Source organism: Allosaccharopolyspora coralli, from assembly GCF_009664835.1.
Classification (GTDB): Bacteria; Actinomycetota; Actinomycetes; order Mycobacteriales; family Pseudonocardiaceae; genus Allosaccharopolyspora; species Allosaccharopolyspora coralli.
Map to the genome: position 1 here is coordinate 4,582,606 of NZ_CP045929.1, position 13,981 is coordinate 4,596,586.

The following is a 13,981-nucleotide window of genomic DNA, read 5'->3' on the forward strand; positions in this document are numbered from 1 at the left end:
CTATTCCCTTCTCGTCGCCTGATGAAAGTGACTGATGAGTTCACGCTTGTAGTGCTCGAGGTCGGCATTCGGGTCGTCGGTGAACGCGCGCGCGACCAGGTCGATCGACGACCGCAGCAGGAGGGCCTTGACCACGGGGTCGAAGTCCCGGAACTCGCCGGACGCCTGGCCCTCCCGGAAGATGTCGGCGACGGAGTCGATCATCTTCCGGTGCCCCTCGTCGTCGGCGAGGAACTTGAGGTTGCCGTCGTCATCGCGGAGGTTGAGCAGCACGTCCGAGACGGCGGCGACGCCGGTGCGGTTCTCGGCGATGTAGTCGATGTTCGATTCGAGGTAGGCACGGAGCTTGCCGCGCGCGGTGGTCTCGGACTCGACCTTCGGAATCATGTACCTCGCCCCCGCGACGTAGAACTCCATGACGAGCTTGTCCATCAGCTCGTTCTTGCCCGCGAAGTGGTACGAGATCACGCCCTTGCTGATCCCGGCGCGCCTGGCGATGCGAGCCAGGGACGCGTGGCCGAATCCGACCTCGGCGATCGTCTCCATCGCGGCGCGTTTGATCTGCTCGCGCCGGGCATCCGCGATGAACGAGTGTTGACCATTCGATTCATTTTCTGACCACACGGCCAAACTTTAGCACGATCGGCCAGGTCCGTGTCCAGAGCTGGCGCGGGCGGGGTGGGGCGGCGGCACGCACGGGTGTATCCGTCGGGCACGCCGTCGCGGTGCTGGCCGAGCGCCCCCTCGCCGGTCACCATGGTGGGGATCGCCGGCTCAGGGAGGACCGCGCCGATGGACATCGAGATCACGCACGCGCCCGACCACTCGCGCTACGAGGTGTGGGACGGCGACGCGCTCGTCGGATTCACCGAGTACAGACTCCGCGGCTCCCAGCTGTCCATGACCCACACCGAGATCAACGACGAATACGAGGGGCAGGGCGTCGCGTCGCGGCTCATCAGATTCGCACTGGACGACGCGCGGCAGCGGGAACTGGCCGTGATCCCGTACTGCCCGTTCGTCCGCGACCACATCGCCCGGCACGCTGCCGACCAGCTCGACCTCGTTCCCGCGGCACGGCGCACCGAGTTCGCCCTGCCGGAAGCCGCGTAAGTCAGTCCAGGTCGCCGGGCCTGATGCGGAACACCTGCAACCGCTGCCCGTAGTACTTGTCGGTCTCGCCGACCCATTCCATCCCGAGTCGGCGAGCGGTCGCGACGGCCCGGGTGTTGTCCGGCCGCGCCACGGCGAACAGCTCGTCGATGTCCTGGGTGAACGCCCAGCGCATGAGCATCGTGGCGGATTCCTTGGCGTACCCCTGCCCCCAGGCGTCCGGCCGCAGCTGCCAGGAGATTTCGATGTCCTCGTCGTAGGGCGGCAGCAGGCGTAGCGCCACACCGCCGACGATCTCGTCGTCCTCGCGGCGAACCACCGCCCACCGCCCGGTCGGGGGTTGCAGGTTCGGCTGCGCCTCGACCCACGCCTCCAGCACCGAGCGCATCGCCGTGTCGTCCGGGACCTGCTGCATCTCGGGCGTGAGCCACTGCGCGACGTCCTCGGAGCCGTAGACGGCGAAGGCCGCGGGCGCGTCGGTGACCGCCCAGTCCCGCACGAGAAGCCGGTCGCTGCGCAGCCACACGTCCATCCGCTCAACCTAGCGCGTGTGGCGGGCCCGCGCCGACACTCGGACGGAGGCCATGCGGTGAACGGGCTGCGCGCTTCCGTACGGATCGTGTTCTCGGCTACCTTTGCTCGGCGAGCCAAAGGGGGATGGTGTCGTGATACGAATCGGGCTGGGAATCATGGCGCTGGCTGTCGTCGTCTACGTCATCGGCGCTCACATGACGACCCCGCCGCCGGACGCGGTCGGTGCCAATATCGGGGCAGGGCTGGTGAGCCTCCTCGTCATGGCCCTCATGCTGCTCGGAGTCCTTGTCGCCTTGTCCGGCATCGTCCGGCATCTCGTCGTGCGCAAGAGGCGACGGCAGAGCCCGAGCCTCGGCTGACAGCCCCACGGCGTGACGGCTCCTCTCGGGGTGACCGAACCGTTCCCGGGGCCGACGCTGCCGTACGAAGCGGGCTGATCGTCTCTGGTCCCGAGCCGGTCAACGAGGATCGGAGTGCGTGTTCGACAGCGTGCGCTCGCTGCTGGAACGTGCCGACGGTGACGGCCTCGTCGGTGGGAGGCTCGACCGAGACATGGTGTCGGTGGCCGCTCCAGCGCAGCGCGACGCGCGGCGGCAGCGTCGTGGGAGTCGTCTCGACGACGACGGCTTCGGCCCGCCGCACGAGTTCGGGGTCGACCCGTCGAGCAGCCGTGTGCCGACTTCGCGCACGATGCCTGCGAGCAGCACGACGATGGCGCAAGTGATGAGCAGTCCGACGATCGGATCGGCAGGCGGGAACCAGCAGCACTCCGAGCGCACCGCGCACCACAGCCAACGAGGTGAACCCGCCGGTGCGGGCGTGTAGCCCGTCGGCGACCAGGGCCGCCGAGCCGATCCGCCGACCGAAAGCCTCCGTCGACTGTACCGTCCAGACGGTATAGTGCAGGTTGTGAGCGAGACGAGAGAGCGGCTGCTACGGGCGGCGGGAAACGTGATCCATCGCGATGGCGTCCGCGCACTGACCTTGGAGTCGGTGGCGCGCGCGGCGGGCGTGAGCAAAGGGGGATTGCTGTACCACTTCTCCAACAAGCGCGCGCTCATCGAGGCGATGGCGCAGGCACGAGTCGCCGAGGTCCGGGTGGCGATGGAGCACCACCACGAGCGGAACCCGGGAACCGGGCCGATGACGAGCTACGTCACGTCGCTCGACACGGCGCCGGACACACATCTGGACACGGCCCTGTGGGCAGCCGCGATCGAGGATCCGGAAGCGGTGACGGCCTTTCGGCAGGCGTTCGCCGAGTTTCAGCGGACGGTGCGGACATCGACCGCGGACCCGACGATGGCGACGCTCGTGCGGCTCGCCTGCGACGGGCTGTGGCTGACCGAGCTGGTCGGCCTGGACGTGCTGGAACCGGACGAGCGGACCTCGGTGATGCAGCGAATGTTGGCACTGGCCGCGGAATCCGCCGACCACCCGGTCGACGAGGAGGTGCGGCGATGACCTACGGAACCCTCGCGCTCCTGCTCGGAGTCTTCCTCGGCGGTGCGGCGCCGTGGCTGGAGGCCATCGTCGTGATCCCGGGCGGCATCCTCGCGGGCGGGCCTGCGGTTCCCGTCATCGCCGCCGGGATCGTTGGCAACCTGGCGACCGTCGCCGCCGCAGCATGGTTCGGTGAGCGAATTCAGGCCTGGTGGATCAACCGGAGGTCGACGCGCGGCGGAGACGACCCGGCGAGAACCGACGACCGGAAGGCCCGGCGACGGGAGCGGGTCGAACGCATCATGCGTCGATGGGGTTTGCCCGCACTCGCCGCGCTCGGGCCGGTCGGACTCGGAACGCAGCTGTCCGCGGTCATCGCGGTCAGCCTCGGCACCACCGCACGAGCCGCGTTCGCCTGGATCGGCGCCAGCACAGTCATCTGGAGCGTGCTCGCAGGCGTTCTCGCCGCCACGGGCATGTCGATCGCCGGTGTCGGCACGTAAGAGAGCAGGCCGGCACGCTGTGTAGCGAACAGGAATCCGCGGCCGGTGTCCTGGTCTGCGGTGGTGGAAACAGGAACTGCTGAGTCCACGCGTCACAACGGGCGCAGATGGTCGATGGCGACGCGATGCCGCTCGCTCACCCGCTGGGCGATCAACGAACGGTGGCAGGCCTCGGGATCGCGCTCGACACACAACAGCGCTGTCGGCCCGCTGCGGGGCAGCGCCGACACGATCGGCGTGAGGTCCGCGCGGTCGAGGATCTCGGCGGTGTAGCGGCGGACGTACTCGGCAGCAAGCTCACGACGCGAGCGCTTGCCCACGCCGTGACGGTCATCGGCGGCGTACTGGAGCTGGCGCAACTCGGTGGTCGGGGCAAGTTCGGTGGTGCTCATAGGCGATCCCGGCCCGGGAGAGGGCCGCCTGCAGCCGACGCGAGTTCGCCCAGGCGTACGCGGGGCCGCGGACACCGCGGCGCTGACGCACGTCCAGCAGCAGGCGGACCTCCGCGTGGCGCAGCCGCCGCAGGAAGGACTCGCCATCGAAGCCATAGACGCCGATCGTCACCATCCTCGACACCGGAAATCACCCACCTGCCTGCCGCTCGTGCCGGAGGCGACGAGGTGCCATCACGCTCGCATGTTCGGCTCATCTGCATCCAGGGAGTCCTCCCGTGAAAGTGGTTGGCCGACAAGTTGAGGAAGCCGATCGCGACCGCCGTGCTGTGGATCATCATCAAGTGGAACACGTAACCCCGAAGGGTTCGGCAGAGTTGAGGGGATCATGGTCGACGCGAAGAGGCAGCGGCGAAGGCATGTATCGGCGCTCGGCTGGGCAGCCGGCGTGACGTTGCTGCTTGGCCTGCTGGATACGGCGGACCTCTCGCAGAAACCACCACACATCCACGCCCTGTGGCTGTTGCTGATATTCGTCCTTGCAGCAGGTTTCTGGGAATTGGTGCACCTACTCACCCGCGATAAACTGCTCGCACGCAAGAACAATCCCGAGGGCTGACACGCCTCGCGTGCCTCGGACCCGTTTACAGGGCGCCGTAGATGACCTTCGTACCTCGATGTCGTGCACCCGCAGCCAATCCTCGAACGCCGTCCGCCCGCGCGTCAGGGCACGCCGTTGTTCAGCGACCTGCGAGTTGAGCTTCGTCAGGATCCGCTCCGCGTCCTTCGGGTCCGTCGTGGACTCGCGCAGATAGAGACGCTTGCCGGTCAGGGGATCCGTACCGGCATACACCTTGACGCGGTGGGAGTTGCCGCGGCGCTCGACGGTGCCGCGGCTGCGGGAGTCCCTTCTGGGCCTCCGAGCCATGCTCTGATCGATCGTGCTCGCACCCACCATGGGTCGCATCGCCGAAGATCGGAACGCCACACGCGGGACAAAATCCCTGGTGGGAAGTGGTGGGGCGCCGGGGGATCGAACCCCGAACCCGCGGATCATGAGGCGAAGATTGCCGTCATCTGACATTGGTTGCTAATCGTCCGCATTAACTCGAAGGATAACGAAAGCAAATGCTCGTAAGAGATGGTCGTGTATGGACACTTGCCAACGTTTTTCGGGGGTAAGCCGGGGGTGACGGCGCTCTTACTCTGCGACTGCCAAAGAGGGCGACTCTTGGCGGGTCTTCTCTCGCCAGCGGAGGGGTTTGCCTCCATCCCGTCGACCTGGCGTAGCCCGATCACGTCGTGAGGAGGGTGCAACCGGCGAGTGTGACCGTAGCCGATGGTGCCAGGCTTGCGCCCTCCTCACGACGTGATAGCCCTCTGGGAGGTCGTCGGGATGGAGGCTTCCCCGGAACCACCCACCGACCGCATCGCCCCCGCGGTCGCCGCCATCCTGTTGGCCTGCCCGTCCGGCGAGGACACATGGTCGTTCGATGCTCGCGGCCAGTCTTCAGCGCACCCTAGAGTTTGGGACTATCGAAGGCGCCGCACGTGTCCGCGGACCCTATACTTGGTGCCGTCCGGGCGACTGTAAAAGTAAGTTCGAGTTTTCACGTACACGTTTCGGCGCTTACGTCGGTGATCGCGTTGATGTTTTCGCGCTGAGAGGCCTTCGAACAGCGCTGTCTCAAACTGGTCGCCGACCCACATGATGCGTTCGATCCGGGGCATTGCGTAAAGTTCGGCGACCAGTTCATCTCTGCGCGGGTCCCCCCGCGGGTAGATCTTGACAATCAATCGCAGGCAGAAGCCAGGAGCAACACCGAAGACGAGCACAGCGACCAGCAGTGTTGGCCAGGCTGCGACGGACTGAATCAGTTCGTTCACCAGGCCAACCGTCCAATCATCCCGCTGAATCGAGCATCATCACGAGCCCCCTGAAGCAGGCCACCTAGTTCGCGCCGTCCCTTGTCGGTCAGCTCGTAGTACCGCCGCGGTGGTCGCTTGCCCTGGATTGACGCCGAGTCTTCCCAGCCATCGACCAGCCAGCCATCGTCCAGCATTCGCGTCAACATCGGATACAGCACGCCCGAGCGCACCCCAGCCCGCTTCGTCAGCTCGTAGCCCCAGAACCGGTCACTTGGCGTTTCCATGAGGGCGAGTGCCACCTGAATCAGCGCGTGAGTGCTTCGCATGAGTCGTAATCTACATAGGTAGCGAGATGTAGGTCAAACCAGGTGCGAAGAGTGACCAGAACGCTGCACTCTCCTGACGGCTACGGCGAGCCCGCTCATCGGGTGCGGGTGTGAAGCGATGCTTACTCATCTTGCGGCCCCTGCGTGGTTCCCGGCCGCCTGCTTTCCGCTCCGTGGCCGGGCGCGCCGGCGGGACCGGCCGCCAGGCCGCATGCCCGCCGGCGCTTGCCCGGCCACACGAAACAGCAGGCAGGCGGCCCCGCAGGGGCCGCCCTTGATGAAGTAAGGAAACTCTGAACACACGCACTCTGAGACGGCAGCTGGAACGTCCTACAAGAGTCGCGTGGTGTACCCGGCCTGGATGAGTCGTTGGTAGGCGTTCTCGACCTCGGCGGGGACGGGCTGCGGGATCGCGAAACCTCGCTCGGCGTAGACCGTGATGCGCTGCGTGTCCCCGACCAGCATGTTGATCACACGGTCCACGTCGCCGATCGAGTCCATATAGGCGTCGAGCGGGAGTTCCGCTGACGAGCAGGTGACCTCGACTTCAGGCCAGAGCTTCTTACATGTCGCGAACGCCCGGCGCTGTTGATACGGGCGGGACACGAGCAACACGGACCGCGCCCGTATGCCGTGCTCAACGAGCAGTTGCCGGGTGAAAGTGATGTTCTCGCCGGTGTTGGTCGCGTCGGGCTCGACCAGAATCGCGTCCTCTGGCACTCCGAGCGTCATCGCGTGCTCGCGGTAGTGCACCGCCTCGCCCCGCGGGAACCGTTCCACGGTGGTCGGCGCATTCGCCCCGGTGAACACGATCCGTCCGGCGTAGTCGGCCTGGTAAAGCTCGGCACAGTGTGTTGCAACCCCGAGATCGTGACTCCCGAGAGCCACCACCACATCACACGCACGCAGCTTGTGGTGCATGTCGTGAAACGTCCAGAGCGTTTCGACATCGCCCCGCAGGGCCTCGGGAATCGTCGTCTGCGACATGGTCAACGCGGGCCTCCGTGGTCGTCAGTCCGGGATCGTGAACGTGTAAGTCCAGGCGAACCGCGACGCCGCGTGAACGCCGCGCGCGAACTCGATCACTCGATGTTCTGCGGTGTAGGTGCACCGTTTCAGGATCATGACCGGCTCGCCCGCTGGCAGCTCGAGTTGTGTTACTTCTTCGGGCGTGGGCATCCGTCCGTACACGCTCTCGGTGATGTGGTCAGGTTCGAGCCCTTGCAGGGTCAGGACCGCGAATCCACCGCCCCGTCCTGCGGGGCCGACCGTCGGATCGACCAACGGCGTTCCCTCTACGTCGGTTGGGATGTAGTAGCTCGTGAGCGTGTGGGTGGGAGTCTTGCCGTCCTTCACCAGTCGTGCTCGTTTCGTAGACCGGTGAGCCGACGTCGAGCCCGAGTAGTTTTGTGCACCTAAAGTGCACGTCTGATCTTGGGTTGATCGACGGCCGACGCTGTGGCCTGGTGTTGTGGTGGGGCGCCGGGGGATCGAACCCCGAACCCGCGGATTAAAAGTCCGCTGCTCTGCCAGTTGAGCTAACGCCCCGTCGCTGCCAGGCGGCGCCCACCAGCAAGGTCACCTGCCCAGGCTACAAGGGCTGGATGATCTTCGTGGACGCGGACGGCGACAGGAGGTGCAGACCGCTCGTCCGGGCAGCACAGGCGGCGGCGTCATGGCGAGAGCGCCGACGCTGATAAGCAGAAAGATCATGCACATTCCCTGGCCAGCAGGTTGTAATTCATTAACTGAACAGTCAGTTTATCTGCTACGGTCGGCCCATGGCACGCTCCGTCGACCCTGAACTCGCCACCGCGCGGCGAGAGGCGATCACGTCGGCCGCGGCGGATCTGTTCGCGCGTCGTGGCTTCGAGAAGACCACCGCGGCCGAGATCGCCCGGGCCGCCGGCATGAGCTCCGGCAGCGTCTTCTACTACTTCAAGGACAAGCGCGCCGTCTTTCGCTCCGTGTTCGAACGCGACGTGCCCGAGTCCCGCGAACTCGTCGAACGCTGCCTCGCCGAAACCGATCCGCTCGCCGCCATCCTGACGATGGTGGACGCGATCGCGGCCGAAGCACTTCACCCGCACGCCTGGAAGATCCTGGTGGAACTGCTGCGCCAGGTCGACCAGGACCCGGAGCTGGCTCAAGTCGTGTCCGAGAACGCCTCGATCCTGTACTGCGGCTTCGAAGAGCTGATCGAGCGTGGCATCCGGAGCGGCTCCTTCGATACCGAACTCGACCCGCGGGACGCCGCCGCATGGATACAGAAGATCCTCGACGGCGCCTTCTTGACGGCTGATCCGGTGACCGACCCGCGGCCGATGCTTCGCCGCATCGTCACGCGGTTCCTCGTGCCGCCAACGCACCAAGGGGGAACGCAATGAACCGGTCAGAGTCGATCACGGTTCGGATGCCGGGCTGGATCAGCTGGCTCCTTCGCATCGGAGCCGGAACCATCGGAGTACTACTGGGATTCCTCGTCAAACCGTTGGTTGGCTGGGTCGTCGCTATCGTGGGAGACGCGCCCGGACCGCTTCGCCTCGCCGCGAGTCTCCCGACCGGGTGGGCAGTTCCGGTGCTCGCCCTCGTAGGGCTGCTCGCCGGCATCTGGTTGGCACACACCGCCCGACACGAGGCGCTCCTGCTCACAGTCTCCGCAACGGCCGTGCACCTGCGCCAGAAAGGAATGGAACGCCGCATTCCGCGCGAAGCCGTCTCCGTGGCTTTCCTCGACGGCAAGGAACTCGTTCTGCTCGCGTCGGACACCACACAGCTCGCTCGCTACGGCGCGTCCGACTTGCCCGCACGGCAGATCCGCGACGCGTTCGACAACTTCCAGTACGCCTGGTTCGATCACGGCGATCCGCACGAGCACGAGTTCCAAAGTTGGGTGGACGGACATCCGATGCTGGACGAGACCAGAAACCGGCTGTTGCGGTCGCGGTCGCGAGCGCTGAGCGAGAACCGGTGGGGCACCGCCGCTGACTTGGCGGACGACCTGCAGGAAATCGGCCTGGTTGTTCGCGATCGCGGCACGGATCAGGAATACCGAACCATCGCACGATCCGGGAAACCCCGGAGCGAGGGAGCGAGTGACTCCGGCTCCGCAGCGACCACGAACACGTGACCTTCCCGGCCGTGGCCGAGGTTCGTGACCATGCAGCCGGACCGCCCGTCGTGGAGCCGTTCGACGCTACCGGGGAGAATGGGGCGCGTGACTGCCACTCTGACTCGCTCCGCGCTGCGGATCGGCCCGTACGAGGTCGACCCGCCGGTGGTGCTCGCGCCGATGGCGGGCATCACGAACGTGGCGTTCCGGCGGTTGTGCCGGGAGTACGGCGCCGGGCTCTACGTCTGCGAGATGATCACGAGCCGGGCGCTGGTCGAACGCCACCCCAAGACTCTCGAGATGGTCACCTTCGACGCCGACGAGAGCCCCCGCTCGATGCAGCTCTACGGCGTCGACCCGGCGACGATGCGCGACGCGGTGAAGATGATCGTCGACGACGACCTCGCCGATCACGTGGACATGAATTTCGGCTGCCCGGTGCCGAAGGTCACACGTAAGGGCGGCGGGTCCGCCCTGCCGTACAAGCGGAACCTGTTCCGCGAGATCGTCTCCGCGGCCGTCGGCGCGGCGGAACCGGCGGGGATACCGGTGACGGTGAAGTTCCGCATCGGCATCGACGACGAACACCTCACCTATCTCGACGCGGGCCGCATCGCCGAAGCCGAGGGCGCGAAAGCGGTGGCGCTGCACGGGCGCACCGCCGCGCAGCGGTATTCCGGTACCGCAGACTGGTCGGCCATCGCCCGCTTGAAGGAAGCCGTCACGTCGATCCCGGTGCTCGGCAACGGCGACATCTTCAGCGCCGACGACGCACTGCGGATGATGGCGGAAACCGGCTGCGACGGTGTCGTCGTCGGGCGCGGCTGCCTCGGCCGCCCGTGGCTGTTCCGGGATCTGCAGGCGGCATTCGCCGGTGAGCCGGTGCCGCAGGGCCCGAACCTCGGCGAGGTCGCGCGCGTCCTGCGCAGACACGCCGAGCTGCTCGCCGACCACATGGGTGCGGACAAGGGCCTTCGCGATCTCCGCAAGCACATGCCGCAGTACATGCGCGGCTTCCCGGTGGGCTCGGACCTCCGGCGCGCGCTCGGCACCGTGTCGGGTTTCGGCGAACTGGACGACCTGCTCGGTTCTCTCGATCCGACCGTGCCGTTCCCGGACGAAGCCGAAGGTCCCCGTGGCCGGCAGGGCTCGGCGGGCAAGGTCGTGCTTCCCGAAGGCTGGCTCGAGGACCCGGACGACGCGAGCGTCCCGTTCGCGGCCGAGATCGACTCCAGCGGCGGCTGATCCGGATGCGCCCCGGACCGGTCGTGTTCGTGGCGACCCTGCTCGCCGTGCTCGCCGGTTGCTCGTCCACACCGGAGCATGTGCGGTTGGCGCAGGAGTACTTCGCGGCGAACAACGCGGCCGCCTTCGAGAACTCCGCGGCGCAGCAAGACTTCTTTCGACGCACCCAGCATCCCGACTTCACCGGCGAGATCTGCGCGCTCGGCGGCGCCACCGTGGAGTCCGAGCCGGTGTACTCGACGCTGCGTCCCGACCCCGACTTCGAACCCGACGGAGCCGGTCCGGCGCGTGGCGACACCTGGGTGGTCGCCGTCGAGGTGACGACCCGGCAGGACGGGGTGGTCGTCGGCAGACAGATCGGGTCGCAGCACCTGGTGCAGCTCGATGATCGGATGTTCGGGTTCGCGCCCTGCCCCCGATGACGGACAATTCGGAATACCACGACCGATTTTTCGCCTTTTTGCCACGCTCTGTCATTCGGTGACCAAAGACACAGCCCTCAAGGCTCGTCCGTGCGGGTGGCACCGTCGAATTCGGGTTCCCGGCCGATCTGCCAGCCGGTACACAACGAACAGAGGTGGCACTGAATCGCTCGCGCCGACGGATGGGGCATCATCGGATCCACCGAACGAGCGAAATCGATCGCGATGCGGATCCGGCCGACTCAAGCGCAACGTCCGAGCCGACGACAACCAACGGACGGGAGGTGAGCACGATGACCGGTCTTCGCTCCAGCTTCGTCGCATCCGGGCGACAGCGGTCCCGCGACGCGGACCGGACGCCGCCTGCCCTCCCGGACCAGTATCAGCCCGGCGGACACCAGGATTCGACCGACACCGGACTCGTCGAGCTGCACGAGTCGATCGCCACCCTGCTCGCCTCGCGCGGGCAGTGGCGGCAGGCCTACCACCACCTGCGGTCGGCACTGGACATTCTGTCCGCGGAGAACACACCAGAGGTGCCGCAACAGCTGCGCACCGAGGTCGACCGGCTGCGCAAAGAACACGCCGAGGCGCGGGAGCAGAGCCTGCGGGACAGTCTCACCGAGTGCTTCAACCGCCGCTACCTCGACGAACGCCTCAACCAGATGCTCGACAGCGGCAACGGGCTCGCGGTCGCGCTCGTCGACCTCGATTGGTTCAAGCAGGTCAACGACACCCACGGGCACGTCCTCGGCGACCGCGTACTGCAACGCGTGGTGGATCTGTTGCAGCAGTCGTTGCCTGCCGGAGCGTTCTGCGCCCGCTACGGCGGCGAGGAGTTCGTCCTCGTGTTGCCCGGGATCGACCCGACGAGCGCGGTCGGTGTGTGCGAGGCCGCCCGCGCCCGGGTCGAGCGGTATCCATGGCAGCAGCTGCAACGGGGCCTGCGGATCACCGTGAGCATCGGGGTCACCTACGAGTCGGGATCGCTCGACGGCACGCCACCGACCGACAGCGAACACCAGCTGCTCAACGCGGACGCGCTGCTCTACTCGGCGAAGCAGTCGGGACGCAACGCGGTCGCGTACCGGACGAACAACGAAGTCCGACTGGCCGGATTCGCCGCCGCTCGACGAACCGCTCCCCGCTCGAACGCTCTGGGTTACTGACGGCGGTCGCGGACGTGGTTCCGGTCCCTTTCCGCTGATCGCGCCCGGTGAAATACCTAACACGAACAGACGAAGGATCGCCTGAATTCGGACCGATCGTGCACAGATCGTGAAGAAGTCGGTTGCCGCTATCGTCAGGTTGGGCCCTCGCCCGTATTATCTCTGTAGCGTTGCGCGACAGAGATCGGGGACTGAGCGCCACGCACCCACAGAACGACCGTTCAGCCGGTACGACCGGATCGATCGAGCGACCAAGGCGGGAGGGAACACGGGTGCCGCAGGACCCCGGCCACGGCAATCACGAGCCTCCCCGTTCGCGACAGACTCCACCGGACCAGGGCGACGACCAAGGTGACCAGCGCAGCCGCAGGCGGCGCGCCCTCGGCGACGACGGAACCGGTGGCACGAGCGTCATCGATCTGCTCGCCGCCCACGGCAAATCCCCGGACGGCGGCGGCACGCGACGTCGCCGCGCCGTCGAACCGGACGAGCCGCAGCAGGCTCCGCGTCGACAGCACACCCCACCGGCGAATCCGGCGGGCGGACCCGCGCGGCCACCGCAACCGCCACGCCCCGGCCCCGGGGGACCACCGCAGGGCAATCAACGACCCGTGCAACCGCCTGCCGCACCGGCTCGGTGGGAACCACCGCAGGGGCAGCCGCAGCGCCCGGCAGCACAGGGCCCGGCCACACACGGCTCCGCAGCACACGGCTCCGCGCCGCAACAGCCGCCTCAGACGCAGCAACGACAGCGGCCGGACCGACCCCAGGCACATCCCAGACCCCCGCAGCAGACGCTGAACGGTCGCGGGCAATCCTCGCCCCCGAACGGGCACCCGCGGCCCGAGGCGCAGGCGCAGCAACCGTGGACACCACCCGTCCGCGACGAGAGTCCGCCGGATACGCCCCGCCCCGACCCGGGACCGCCACGGGGCACGCACCCGCCGCCGGATCCCGCGCCGCCACACCGCGGGGCCGCGTCGCGCCCACGGATGCCCGCGCCCGGGCCCCCTGCACCACAGCCGCCGCAGGCACCTCCCGACGGCGGACGTCCGGCACCACCGCGCACGCACGACTCCGAGGCGACCCGCATCACGTCCGCACTGTCCGGGCCGAACACCTCCCAGCAGCGCCCGGACCCCGTCGCAGGCGGCGGCCCGGCACCCGCCCCGCAGGCTCCGGGTCGGCCGGCCGTGCCGACCGACGACGTCGAGATGACGGTGCAGCACCAGCCGGTGTCGCCCACACCCCGACCCGACGCGAGCCGCGAGCCCGACACCGACGAGCCCGATCCGACGCAGGACGACCGCGGCGAGGGCTCCGACCCGTCCGCCCGGCTCGACGAGGATCAGACTCGCTCGATCGACGCGACCCTCGCACGGTTCTCCGCGGTCCACGACCAGATCGCCGCCGAGGAGGACGCGCGCCGGAAGAAGTTCTGGTTCTTCGGAAAACGCAAGGAACCCGAACTCGGGCGGGACATGCCCTTCGACTTCCGCCAGGGCAACGACAGCCAGGCTTCACGCCTCGAGTGGAAGAAGGAACGCCGGAAGCGCCGCATCAGCATGCTGCTCAAGGCACTGGCGGTCGCCGTGATCCTCACGGCCGTGGTCGTGGTCGGTATCGGCTGGAGCGCGACAGCATGGGGAGTTCAGGGCGTCGCCGGGCTCGACGCGGTCTCCGCCGCGATGACGGACACCGGCGGTGACGGCGGCCTCCGGATCGCACCAGACTTGCCGACGTAGCGCCGTCGGCAGCCACGTCTGGCCTCCGTTCGGGCTCCTCACGCGTCGTTCACCGATCATTCACCACGAGGCCTACGGCGGTCTCCCCGCCGGCAGTATCCTGACGAT

The 13,981-nt window shown here is 67.4% G+C and carries 18 protein-coding genes and 1 tRNA gene; 12 read left to right on the forward strand and 7 right to left on the reverse strand.

The window, feature by feature from the left end; genetic code table 11:
• Entirely contained in the window at positions 1 to 624 is a 624-nt protein-coding gene (locus tag GIY23_RS21375; RefSeq protein WP_154078293.1) for a TetR/AcrR family transcriptional regulator, read from the reverse strand.
• Positions 625 to 792: 168 nt separating this feature from the next.
• Here GIY23_RS21375 and GIY23_RS21380 point away from each other — a divergent pair, with 168 nt between their 5' ends.
• Positions 793 to 1,113 carry a GNAT family N-acetyltransferase gene (locus tag GIY23_RS21380; RefSeq protein ID WP_154078294.1) on the forward strand — a complete coding sequence of 107 codons (321 nt, stop codon included), beginning with the start codon at positions 793 to 795 and terminating at the stop codon, positions 1,111 to 1,113.
• Position 1,114: 1 nt separating this feature from the next.
• On the opposite strand, the gene GIY23_RS21385 is transcribed toward GIY23_RS21380, so the two are convergent.
• Positions 1,115 to 1,645: a GNAT family N-acetyltransferase gene (locus tag GIY23_RS21385; RefSeq protein WP_154078295.1), complete on the reverse strand. Its 531-nt coding sequence runs from the start codon at positions 1,643 to 1,645 to the stop codon at positions 1,115 to 1,117.
• 133 nt (positions 1,646 to 1,778) lie between these two features.
• Here GIY23_RS21385 and GIY23_RS21390 point away from each other — a divergent pair, with 133 nt between their 5' ends.
• The 4 genes from GIY23_RS21390 to GIY23_RS21405 all read left to right on the forward strand — a co-directional run bounded on the left by GIY23_RS21390 (position 1,779) and on the right by GIY23_RS21405 (position 3,593).
• Positions 1,779 to 2,006, forward strand: a complete 228-nt coding sequence (locus GIY23_RS21390; protein ID WP_154078296.1) for a hypothetical protein — start codon at positions 1,779 to 1,781, stop codon at positions 2,004 to 2,006.
• Between the two features lie 118 nt (positions 2,007 to 2,124).
• Positions 2,125 to 2,472 carry a hypothetical protein gene (locus tag GIY23_RS21395; protein WP_154078297.1) on the forward strand — a complete coding sequence of 116 codons (348 nt, stop codon included), beginning with the start codon at positions 2,125 to 2,127 and terminating at the stop codon, positions 2,470 to 2,472.
• Between the two features lie 84 nt (positions 2,473 to 2,556).
• Positions 2,557 to 3,111, forward strand: a complete 555-nt coding sequence (locus tag GIY23_RS21400) for a TetR/AcrR family transcriptional regulator (RefSeq protein ID WP_187351956.1) — start codon at positions 2,557 to 2,559, stop codon at positions 3,109 to 3,111.
• A complete protein-coding gene (locus GIY23_RS21405) occupies positions 3,108 to 3,593 on the forward strand; it encodes a small multi-drug export protein (RefSeq protein ID WP_154078299.1) in 486 nt (161 codons plus the stop codon). The genes GIY23_RS21400 and GIY23_RS21405 overlap by 4 nt, the downstream gene beginning before the upstream one ends.
• Positions 3,594 to 3,685: 92 nt before the next feature.
• Here the strand turns inward: GIY23_RS21405 and GIY23_RS23150 are convergent, their stop codons facing one another.
• Positions 3,686 to 3,985 (reverse strand): DUF488 family protein, N3 subclade, encoded by a 300-nt coding sequence (locus GIY23_RS23150; protein WP_228717426.1) that lies wholly within the window; start codon positions 3,983 to 3,985, stop codon positions 3,686 to 3,688.
• Between the two features lie 388 nt (positions 3,986 to 4,373).
• Between GIY23_RS23150 and GIY23_RS21415 the strand changes: the two genes are divergently transcribed.
• Positions 4,374 to 4,604 carry a hypothetical protein gene (locus GIY23_RS21415; RefSeq protein ID WP_154078300.1) on the forward strand — a complete coding sequence of 77 codons (231 nt, stop codon included), beginning with the start codon at positions 4,374 to 4,376 and terminating at the stop codon, positions 4,602 to 4,604.
• 1,264 nt (positions 4,605 to 5,868) lie between these two features.
• Here GIY23_RS21415 and GIY23_RS21420 read toward each other — a convergent pair.
• The 4 genes from GIY23_RS21420 to GIY23_RS21435 all read right to left on the reverse strand — a co-directional run bounded on the left by GIY23_RS21420 (position 5,869) and on the right by GIY23_RS21435 (position 7,728).
• Complete coding sequence (locus GIY23_RS21420; protein ID WP_154078301.1) at positions 5,869 to 6,180, reverse strand: PadR family transcriptional regulator; 312 nt, start codon at positions 6,178 to 6,180, stop codon at positions 5,869 to 5,871.
• 330 nt (positions 6,181 to 6,510) lie between these two features.
• Positions 6,511 to 7,167, reverse strand: coding sequence for a YdcF family protein (locus GIY23_RS21425; protein ID WP_154079034.1), 657 nt, complete (start codon positions 7,165 to 7,167; stop codon positions 6,511 to 6,513).
• A 24-nt stretch (positions 7,168 to 7,191) separates the two neighbouring features.
• The gene (locus GIY23_RS21430; RefSeq protein WP_187351957.1) at positions 7,192 to 7,536 is read right to left on the reverse strand and encodes a UTRA domain-containing protein; all 345 of its coding nucleotides are present in this window, start codon (positions 7,534 to 7,536) and stop codon (positions 7,192 to 7,194) included.
• Positions 7,537 to 7,652: 116 nt separating this feature from the next.
• Positions 7,653 to 7,728: transfer RNA gene (locus GIY23_RS21435), tRNA-Lys, on the reverse strand.
• Between the two features lie 233 nt (positions 7,729 to 7,961).
• Here GIY23_RS21435 and GIY23_RS21440 point away from each other — a divergent pair.
• The 6 genes from GIY23_RS21440 (at position 7,962) to GIY23_RS21465 (ending at position 13,873) form a co-directional block, all read left to right on the forward strand.
• Positions 7,962 to 8,567, forward strand: a complete 606-nt coding sequence (locus tag GIY23_RS21440; RefSeq protein WP_154078303.1) for a TetR/AcrR family transcriptional regulator — start codon at positions 7,962 to 7,964, stop codon at positions 8,565 to 8,567.
• Positions 8,564 to 9,310: a YqeB family protein gene (locus GIY23_RS21445; protein WP_154078304.1), complete on the forward strand. Its 747-nt coding sequence runs from the start codon at positions 8,564 to 8,566 to the stop codon at positions 9,308 to 9,310. The genes GIY23_RS21440 and GIY23_RS21445 overlap by 4 nt, the downstream gene beginning before the upstream one ends.
• Before the next feature lie 78 nt (positions 9,311 to 9,388).
• Positions 9,389 to 10,537: a tRNA dihydrouridine synthase DusB gene (gene dusB / locus GIY23_RS21450; RefSeq protein WP_187351958.1), complete on the forward strand. Its 1,149-nt coding sequence runs from the start codon at positions 9,389 to 9,391 to the stop codon at positions 10,535 to 10,537.
• A 5-nt stretch (positions 10,538 to 10,542) separates the two neighbouring features.
• Positions 10,543 to 10,959 (forward strand): hypothetical protein, encoded by a 417-nt coding sequence (locus GIY23_RS21455; RefSeq protein WP_154078306.1) that lies wholly within the window; start codon positions 10,543 to 10,545, stop codon positions 10,957 to 10,959.
• 293 nt (positions 10,960 to 11,252) lie between these two features.
• Positions 11,253 to 12,128, forward strand: a complete 876-nt coding sequence (locus GIY23_RS21460; RefSeq protein ID WP_154078307.1) for a GGDEF domain-containing protein — start codon at positions 11,253 to 11,255, stop codon at positions 12,126 to 12,128.
• 272 nt (positions 12,129 to 12,400) lie between these two features.
• Positions 12,401 to 13,873, forward strand: a complete 1,473-nt coding sequence (locus tag GIY23_RS21465) for a hypothetical protein (protein ID WP_154078308.1) — start codon at positions 12,401 to 12,403, stop codon at positions 13,871 to 13,873.
• Positions 13,874 to 13,981 lie beyond the last annotated feature (108 nt).

Excerpts from the sequence above, each read along its gene's own strand:
- GIY23_RS21380 (WP_154078294.1), top strand. The coding sequence starts at position 793 with ATGGACATCGAGATCACGCACGCGCCCGACCACTCGCGCTACGAGGTG.
- GIY23_RS21385 (WP_154078295.1), bottom strand. The coding sequence starts at position 1,645 with ATGGACGTGTGGCTGCGCAGCGACCGGCTTCTCGTGCGGGACTGGGCG.
- GIY23_RS21405 (WP_154078299.1), top strand. The coding sequence starts at position 3,108 with ATGACCTACGGAACCCTCGCGCTCCTGCTCGGAGTCTTCCTCGGCGGT.
- GIY23_RS23150 (WP_228717426.1), bottom strand. The coding sequence starts at position 3,985 with ATGAGCACCACCGAACTTGCCCCGACCACCGAGTTGCGCCAGCTCCAG.
- GIY23_RS21415 (WP_154078300.1), top strand. The coding sequence starts at position 4,374 with ATGGTCGACGCGAAGAGGCAGCGGCGAAGGCATGTATCGGCGCTCGGC.
- GIY23_RS21420 (WP_154078301.1), bottom strand. The coding sequence starts at position 6,180 with ATGCGAAGCACTCACGCGCTGATTCAGGTGGCACTCGCCCTCATGGAA.
- GIY23_RS21425 (WP_154079034.1), bottom strand. The coding sequence starts at position 7,167 with ATGTCGCAGACGACGATTCCCGAGGCCCTGCGGGGCGATGTCGAAACG.
- GIY23_RS21440 (WP_154078303.1), top strand. The coding sequence starts at position 7,962 with ATGGCACGCTCCGTCGACCCTGAACTCGCCACCGCGCGGCGAGAGGCG.
- GIY23_RS21445 (WP_154078304.1), top strand. The coding sequence starts at position 8,564 with ATGAACCGGTCAGAGTCGATCACGGTTCGGATGCCGGGCTGGATCAGC.
- dusB (WP_187351958.1), top strand. The coding sequence starts at position 9,389 with ATGGGGCGCGTGACTGCCACTCTGACTCGCTCCGCGCTGCGGATCGGC.
- GIY23_RS21455 (WP_154078306.1), top strand. The coding sequence starts at position 10,543 with ATGCGCCCCGGACCGGTCGTGTTCGTGGCGACCCTGCTCGCCGTGCTC.
- GIY23_RS21460 (WP_154078307.1), top strand. The coding sequence starts at position 11,253 with ATGACCGGTCTTCGCTCCAGCTTCGTCGCATCCGGGCGACAGCGGTCC.